This window comes from Archangium sp. (assembly GCF_057119385.1).
Genome location: NZ_DBNGVP010000052.1, coordinates 39,721 through 46,754, shown reverse-complemented (window position 1 = coordinate 46,754; position 7,034 = coordinate 39,721). Strand labels below are relative to the sequence as shown.

Annotated in this window: 6 protein-coding genes and 1 pseudogene; 4 read left to right on the top strand and 3 right to left on the bottom strand. The window is 69.2% G+C overall.

Going from position 1 to position 7,034, the window contains the following annotated elements; translation table 11 throughout:
* The 4 genes and pseudogenes from AC16DP_RS11910 to AC16DP_RS11895 form a co-directional block, all read left to right on the top strand.
* The coding region (locus AC16DP_RS11910) for a serine/threonine protein kinase (RefSeq protein ID WP_483956703.1) at positions 1-1,328 on the top strand (1,328 nt) is incomplete at its 5' end.
* A gap of 106 nt (positions 1,329-1,434) precedes the next feature.
* Positions 1,435-2,382, top strand: a complete 948-nt coding sequence (locus tag AC16DP_RS11905; protein WP_329728347.1) for a DUF2381 family protein — start codon at positions 1,435-1,437, stop codon at positions 2,380-2,382.
* Between the two features lie 58 nt (positions 2,383-2,440).
* Positions 2,441-2,599 (top strand): annotated as a pseudogene (locus AC16DP_RS11900) (transposase); the annotation flags it as partial.
* On the top strand, positions 2,576-3,310 hold the full coding sequence (locus tag AC16DP_RS11895) for a DUF1643 domain-containing protein (protein WP_329728348.1): 735 nt from the start codon (positions 2,576-2,578) through the stop codon (positions 3,308-3,310). The pseudogene AC16DP_RS11900 and the gene AC16DP_RS11895, both read left to right, overlap by 24 nt.
* Before the next feature lie 17 nt (positions 3,311-3,327).
* Here AC16DP_RS11895 and AC16DP_RS11890 read toward each other — a convergent pair whose 3' ends face one another.
* The 3 genes from AC16DP_RS11890 to AC16DP_RS11880 all read right to left on the bottom strand — a co-directional run bounded on the left by AC16DP_RS11890 (position 3,328) and on the right by AC16DP_RS11880 (position 7,028).
* Positions 3,328-3,804: a hypothetical protein gene (locus AC16DP_RS11890; RefSeq protein WP_329728346.1), complete on the bottom strand. Its 477-nt coding sequence runs from the start codon at positions 3,802-3,804 to the stop codon at positions 3,328-3,330.
* Positions 3,805-3,929: 125 nt separating this feature from the next.
* Positions 3,930-5,867: an ATP-binding protein gene (locus tag AC16DP_RS11885; RefSeq protein WP_329728345.1), complete on the bottom strand. Its 1,938-nt coding sequence runs from the start codon at positions 5,865-5,867 to the stop codon at positions 3,930-3,932.
* A 168-nt stretch (positions 5,868-6,035) separates the two neighbouring features.
* The gene (locus AC16DP_RS11880) at positions 6,036-7,028 is read right to left on the bottom strand and encodes a S1 family peptidase (protein ID WP_329728344.1); all 993 of its coding nucleotides are present in this window, start codon (positions 7,026-7,028) and stop codon (positions 6,036-6,038) included.
* Between the last annotated feature and the right edge of the window lie 6 nt (positions 7,029-7,034).

The following is a 7,034-nucleotide window of genomic DNA, read 5'->3' as shown; positions in this document are numbered from 1 at the left end:
TGTCGCACGAGGCGGGCGTCATCCACCGCGACGTGAAGGAGGCCAACATCCTGGTGAGCCAGGAGACGGGCGAGGCGGTGCTGGTGGACTTCGGGGTGGGCTGGCACCCGGCCTGCCCCACGCTGACGCAGGGGATGTTTCCCCCGGGCACGCCGGCCTACCGCGCCCCCGAGGCGTGGGCGTATGGGCGTGCACACGCGGGCGAGCCGGGCGCGCACTACCGGGCCGGCGTGGGGGATGACCTGTACGCGCTGGGCGTGGTGCTCTACCGGTTGCTGACGGGCCGCTTCCCCTTCCGCCGCGCCGAGCACGGGGGCGAGGACGTGGAGGCGGTGCTGCACCGCGAGCCCCTGCCGCCGCACCTCGTCAACCCGCGGGTGCCCCTGGAGGTGGAGGCGGTGTGCCTGCGGCTGCTGGCCAAGACGCCCGAGGCGCGCTACCCGGACGCCGTGACGCTGTGCCGGGTGCTGAAGGAACTGAGGGCCCGGACGGACGTGGACTGGCGGCAGGTGCTGCACCCGGAGCGGCGGCGCGCGGTGAAGCCCTGGGCGCGCTGGGGCCGGGTGCTGACGGGGGTGGGCGTGGGGTTGGCGGTGGCGTTGGGGGCGTTGTGGCTCGGCTCCAGCCAGGAAGTGGCGCCGGGTGGGCCAGCACCGGAACCTGTGCGGGCCGTGGCCGCGCCTTTGCCCGAGGCGCCTCCTCCCCCGGCCGCCGCCCCGCCGCTGGCGCCCCGAAAGGACAGTGCTCCCGTGAAGCAGCCGCCGAAGACAACCCCCGGCCCCCAACTCGAAGCCGCGCCCAAGCGCCGGGGCACCGCCATGCGCAACGCGTGTCTCGGCCTCACCGGCGTCGCCTTGCAAGCCTGCATGGGCGCCCCGCAGCAACTGCCGTCCGAGCGCCCCGCTCCGCCACCCCAGGCGTGCCCCCCCGGGGCCCTGGAGACCATGACGGGCACGCTCGGCTTCCGCCTGGGAGAAATGAAGAGCGTGGAATGGAGCAACGTGCGTGGCAGGGCCGTGCGCGTGGACGAAGACACTCCTGTCTACCTGGCAGGCGACTGGGATGCGGGAGCCGATGACTTTGGCTATGGCGGACGCTTCGCGCTGCCGGGCGACACCCGGGTCTCCGGGCGGCTCTACGTCAAGGAGGGGCGGGTGTACGGCCGCTTCACCGAGGCGCGCACGCCCAACGGGGTGACGTACCCCGTGTGTCTGGAGCTGCTGGACAGCAGTAACAAGGTCGGCGAGGAGCTCGAGCCCGGCAGCGCGCCGGGCAAGATGATGGTGGTCCCCGTTGCGCGGGTGCGGGTGGTGGACCGCTTCAAATAGGGGCGTCCGCGAGGTGGGACGGCAGTGGACCGGACACGACCGGGCAGGAGGTATGGTAGAGCCCCACTCCCGCGGTCCTGTCCACGTTCTCGGGAGATCCCCGCCCATGCCCGTGCTGTCCTCCGCTGCCCTGTTGCGACTCGTGTTGCTCGCTGCCCCCCTGGACGCCTCCGCACTGTCCGCGACACCTGGCTGTGTGACGGGGACGAGCCACGTGAGGCTGACGGAAGACACGCACGGGGAGGCGCACGCGGTGTGCATCCACCCGGGCCTCACCACCAGCGTCCTCTTCGACGCGAAAGTGGGGGGCGTGGAACTGGCCGGGCGGGAGCATTTCCAGGTGATGCAGGGGGAGACGGGGCTGGCTCTGGTGCCCACGCGGGCGCTCACGCAGGCAGAGCGCGTGCCCATGACGGTCTTCTTCCAGGACGGCATGACTCCGGCCAGCGCCCGCTTCGTGCTGGTGGTGCACCCCTCCGAAGCCGCGCGGCAGGTGGAGGTGACACGCCAGCCACGCCCGCCCGCCTCTTGCGGCGAGGGCGAGCAGCAGGCGCGGGCGGAAGCGCGACAATGCCAGGAGGACAAGGCGCGCCTGGAGGCGCGGTGCAGTGGGCAGGTGGGGCTGCTGGGCTTGATTGCTCGGAAACTGCTGGGTGAGGGGGGCATCGCCCATCAGGACATCACCCGGAGCATCACCTCGCGTCCGGGCAACACGCTCACCAGCGTCACGGCACGCAGCTACCGCACAGCCACCGCACGCATGGAGGAAGGGCGAGAGGTGGTACGGCTGGCGTTGGAACTGGAGTTGAAAAACAACGGGAACAACCCCTGGACACCCGCTGGCGCGGTGCTGGTAGGGCCCAAGGGCGTGGAGTGGAGGGCGCTCGGCGTTTGGTCACCGGGGCCCATTCCTCCGGGGAAGTCACTTCGTGTCGGGATGGAGGTGGAGATGACGGAGGAGGCGGCGCGCGGCGCCTTCACCCTGAAGCTGCGGAGCCAGGAGGCGAGCGGCGGGGGCGAGTTCTTCGACGGCGTGATCTTCCCCTGGCGCTGAGCCTGCTCGGGTTTCGTGGATACCCCCGATAGGATCGATTACACGAGAGGTAGTGTCCATGGAACGAAGAAAGAGGCGGAACTTTACCCAGGAGTTCAAGGCCGAGGCGGTCCGGTTGGTGCGCGAGGGCAGCAAGAGCCTATTCCGGGTGGCCAGGGACCTGAACTTGACCGATTCGACCCTGCGCAACTGGGTGCGCAAAGCCGACAGGGGCGACGACCACCAGTCGGCAGGCGACTCGCGGCGACCGCAGAGGCTGTATACCTACCACAAGGCCGTGAAGGTTCCGGATATCCGCGAGGAATGGGACGAAAGCCACAACTATCGTTGGTACATCACCCTGCCCCTCAGGCGCCCGGGAGCAGAACTGGCAGTGTTGATGATGAACCCGTCCTGGACGGACCCGGGCCGCTGCGACCGGACCGTCTGGAATGTGCAGACCTTCGTTTGTAATTCGCCCAGCCTTCAGGACGTGGGCAGCATCACAATTGTGAACCTGTTCGCCTTCCGGGACGTGAGTTCCAAGGCGCTGGCAGGAGGGAGAGCATCGGGCCTGGTGGGCGCTGAGAACGACCGCTGGCTGGAGGCAGTGTTTCGGCGGGCGGCCCGGGTGATCATCGCCTGCGGGAAGGTTCCGGGACCGCAGGCCGGTGTGATGGCGTACCTCGATCGGATGCGGGCCGTTCGGGCACTGCTTGATCAGTGTGGGCAGCAGGCGCGCTGCGTGGCGGAGACCAGGGACGGATACCCGCTGCATGCGCGGCGCTGGCTGGAGGAGCAGTACCGGAAATCGCAAATGCCGCAGTACTCTTGGGCAGCCTGTACAAAAGGAACGGAGCAATCTGGCGTATCGGATGGCTCGGTCGTTGACGACTCGAGCACGGGCAGTGACTTGAGCACTCGCAAGCGGGTGTCGGGGGGCCGATAAGGCAATTCTGAGCGGGGCTACAAGCCAGTCTGCCTCCGCTTCGCCGCGAGTGCCTCCAGCAGACCCTGGCGCAGTGGGCTGGAGCGAGGGAACCGGAGCAGGTGCCGTTCGGTGTCGTCGAGCATGCGGCGTGCCTCTCGTGGGTCATGCTCCGGGTGGTGCTCACACCACATGGCGTAGAGGCAGGCCACATGATAGCGGCGCTCCACGTTCGAGTAGCCCAGCCGTTGGATGCGCCGCAGGGTGCGCCCGAAGACTGGCCATGGACAGTCATGCCCGAAGGCCTCGGTGAAGAGCCTCTCGGCAATACGCCGCCGTAACTCCTTGCGTTCGAAGTCCGTCTTGACCACTGAATGCAGGAGATGACGTTCCAGCGCTTTGTATCGGCTCTCCAGTACCTCGAATGAGTCAGCTTGGGTTGCCAGGATGAGCTGGTCGAAAGCCCGCGCCACTTCCATGGCACGACGCACGGATGCCTTCGAGAGTCTGTTCACGATTCGAGCCTACTGGTTACGTATTCAGTAGGTAGATGCTGCCAACGTCTCCGGTCGGGCTGCAAGCTCGAATCTGGCTGCGTGCCTTCACGGGCCACGCGGAGCTGCCCTGACTGCCACCTGCCTCAACTGACGGTGGAGATCACCTCGCGCGCCACCGCCAGCAGGGCACGCGCGTTGAAGGGCTTCTCCACCCGGCGGTTGGGCACCCGCTCCAGGAACGTCTTCGCCTGCGCCGTGAAGGCCCCTCCCGTCAGGAAGATGACCCGCCCCGTCAGCTCCGGCCTCAGCCGCTGCAACGCCGCGTGGAAGTCCATCCCGTTCATCCTCGGCATCATCAAGTCACACAGGATGAGATCGAAGTGCTCGCCCGCTTCCAACCGCGGCAGCACCTCGGCCGCCAGCGTCGTGTACACCACGTCGTGGTGCGGCCTCAAAATCCGCTCCACCGCCGTGCACAGCATCGGCTCGTCGTCGATGACCAGCACGCGCCCCCTCGGCCCTCCGGCACTGCTCACCGTGGGCCTCGGCGCTGGCCTGGCCTCCTCCATCTCCGTGGTGGCCGGCGGCAGCAACACCTGGAAGGTGGTGCCCCGCCCCAGGTCGCTCCGCACCTGCATCTCCCCACCCATGGCGTGGATGAGGTTGTGGCAGATGGACAGGCCCAGCCCCGTTCCCACCCCCGGCGGCTTCGTCGTGAAGAAGGGATCGAAGATGCGGCCCATCAGCTCCGGCGCGATGCCCGCTCCGGTGTCCGACACCTCCACCGCCACCTTCCCGGGCGCCGCCAGGCGCGTCCTGACGCGAATCTCGTGGTGGTCCGCGTCCCCATCGGACGGAATGGCCTGCGCGGCGTTGACCAGCAGGTTGAGGAACACCTGCCCCAGGCGCGAGTCGTTGCCCCGCACCAGGGGCACGTCCTCCCCGTACTCCTTCACCAGCTTCGCCCGGTGGCGGATCTCCCCGGACGCCAGGTTGAGCGTGCGCTCCAGCACCTTCTTCACGTCCACCGCTCGCAGCGGCTCCTGCGTGTCGCGCGAGAACGTCTTGAGATCTCCCACGATGGTCTGCACCCGGTCCGCGCCGTCCAGCGCCTCGCCGAGCGCCACGCACACCGCTTTCAACGGGTTCGCGGCCGGAGCGCTGTCCTGTGGCACCGCGGCCCCGCGCTCCAGCAGGCGCACCAGCTCCTCGTGCGCGTAGCCCAGGTTGGCCGTCACGTACGCCAGCGGGTTGTTGATTTCATGCGCCACGCCCGCGGCCAGCGTGCCCACCGAGGCCATCCGGTCCGACAGCAGTAGCCGCGCCTGCATCTGCTTGCGCTCGGTCAGGTCCGGGAACATCGTCACCACGTGCGGCGTGCCCGCGTACTCGGCGATGCCCGAGTAGACGAGCACATGGTGCAGCTCCCCATCCTTGGACCGCACCCGCGACTCCACCCCGCGCAGCACGCCCTGCTCCCGGAAGAGCGCGCTCAGGCGATCCGGCTCCGTGGGCGTCTCCCACAGGTTCAGGTCCTTCGCGGTGCGCCAGAGCATCTCCTCCCGCGCGTAGCCGAACAGCCGCGTGCAGGCATCGTTCACCTCCACGAAGGCCTGGCCCTCGCGCGTGGTGATGCAGGTGGGCACCGGGCTCTCCCGCAGCAGCACCGCGCACAGCCCGTCCAGCTCGAAGTCGTCCGGTATCGGCGCCGGCCGCTCCGCCGACCGGCGCTCGGCGATCCGCAACCGCAGCGCCGCCGAGGCCTCGTCCAGCGGCAGCAGCAGGAAGTCGTCCGCTCCGGCCTCCAGCAACGGTTGCAGCGTCTCCACCTGCTCGGGACGCGCCACGACCAGGATGGAGGCCTGTGCCCCCCGCGGACAGGCCCGCAGCGCTCGCACGAGCACGATGCGGTCTCCCGCTTCATCCATTCCCAGCAGCACCAGGGGATAGGGAGACAGGTGGAAGGCCGTGATGGCGGCCTCGTCATCCCGGGCCCGTGTCGGGGTCACGCCGAGTTGGCGGAGCAGGAGCTCCACGGGCGAGAGATCGATGCTCCCGGATGGGACGAGCAGGGCTCGCATGTGCTCCTCGGCGAGGTGGATTGCGTCCAGACCCCGTCTTACTACGGGTCGGGATGGCCCCGGTGGGTAGGGATTTACCCACAGGTCCCCCCAGGTGACCGGGGTACCCATGGCGTCAGGGACTGAACGGAATCCCCAACGGGTCGCCTCCTCCGGTTACGGAGCACTTCACTGCAGGTACGACCTGGGAGCGGACATGCGCGCGAAGGCGGCCTGGGCCTGGAGCCAGCGGTCGATGACGTGGAGGAGTCCGTCGAAGGTGTCGCGCAGGGCCCAGGCGCACGCGTCCGCGCCGTCGAGCCGGGCACAGCGCTGGAGTCCCTCGCGCAGGGCGGCCTGGGCACCGGGACAGTCCGGACGCTCCTGGATGAGCCGCTCGGCCGTGCGCTCATAGAGGCGGTAGCAGGACTCCGGGTCCCCCTGGTTGTAGGCGGGTGCGCCGAGCTGGATGGCCTGCATGATGGCGAGGGCGATCTCCTCCACGCTGTCGGTGGCGCAACCCTCCAGCAGCGAGAGCGGATGCGTGGGCACCTGACGCTGGCGCGAGGCCAGGGGCCGGGCCAGGGCGAGCGTGGAGAGCGGCAGCGTGGCCTGCTGCTCCAGCAACGCCTCCACGTAGCGCGAGGGGATGACGATGGTGATGGGCCGCCCGTCCGCGAAGGCGCACGTGGCCACGCCCACCAGCGCGCCCGAGGCATCCATCACCGGACTGCCCGAGGCATCCTCCGGCAGGCCCGCCTCCAGCTCGAGGAAGGTGAGGGACTCGTCGAGCACCTGCACCGCCTGGACCCGCGTCTCCATCAGCCCCAGCATGCCTCCGCCGGCCGGCAGGAGGATGAAGAGCGCGTCGCCCTCGCCCGGGTGGGCATGGCCGTCGAGCTGGAGCGCCTCCACCCCGTGCACGGGCAACTGCAGCACGGCCAGATCCCGCTTCTCGTCGAGCGCGAGCACCTGCTCCACCTGCAGCAGCTGGTCGTCGGCGAGCAGGACGTGGATCTCCTCGGCGCCCGCCACCACGTGCAGGTTGGTGACGAGCTGGCCCTGGGAGGAGACGACGAAACCGACCCCCTGCCTGCCGGGCATCTCGATGATGGCGAGTGAGGGAGCTGCCCGGGCGGCGACCGCCCGAGCGGTGGAGATATCGGTATCGACGGTCAACATGGGGGC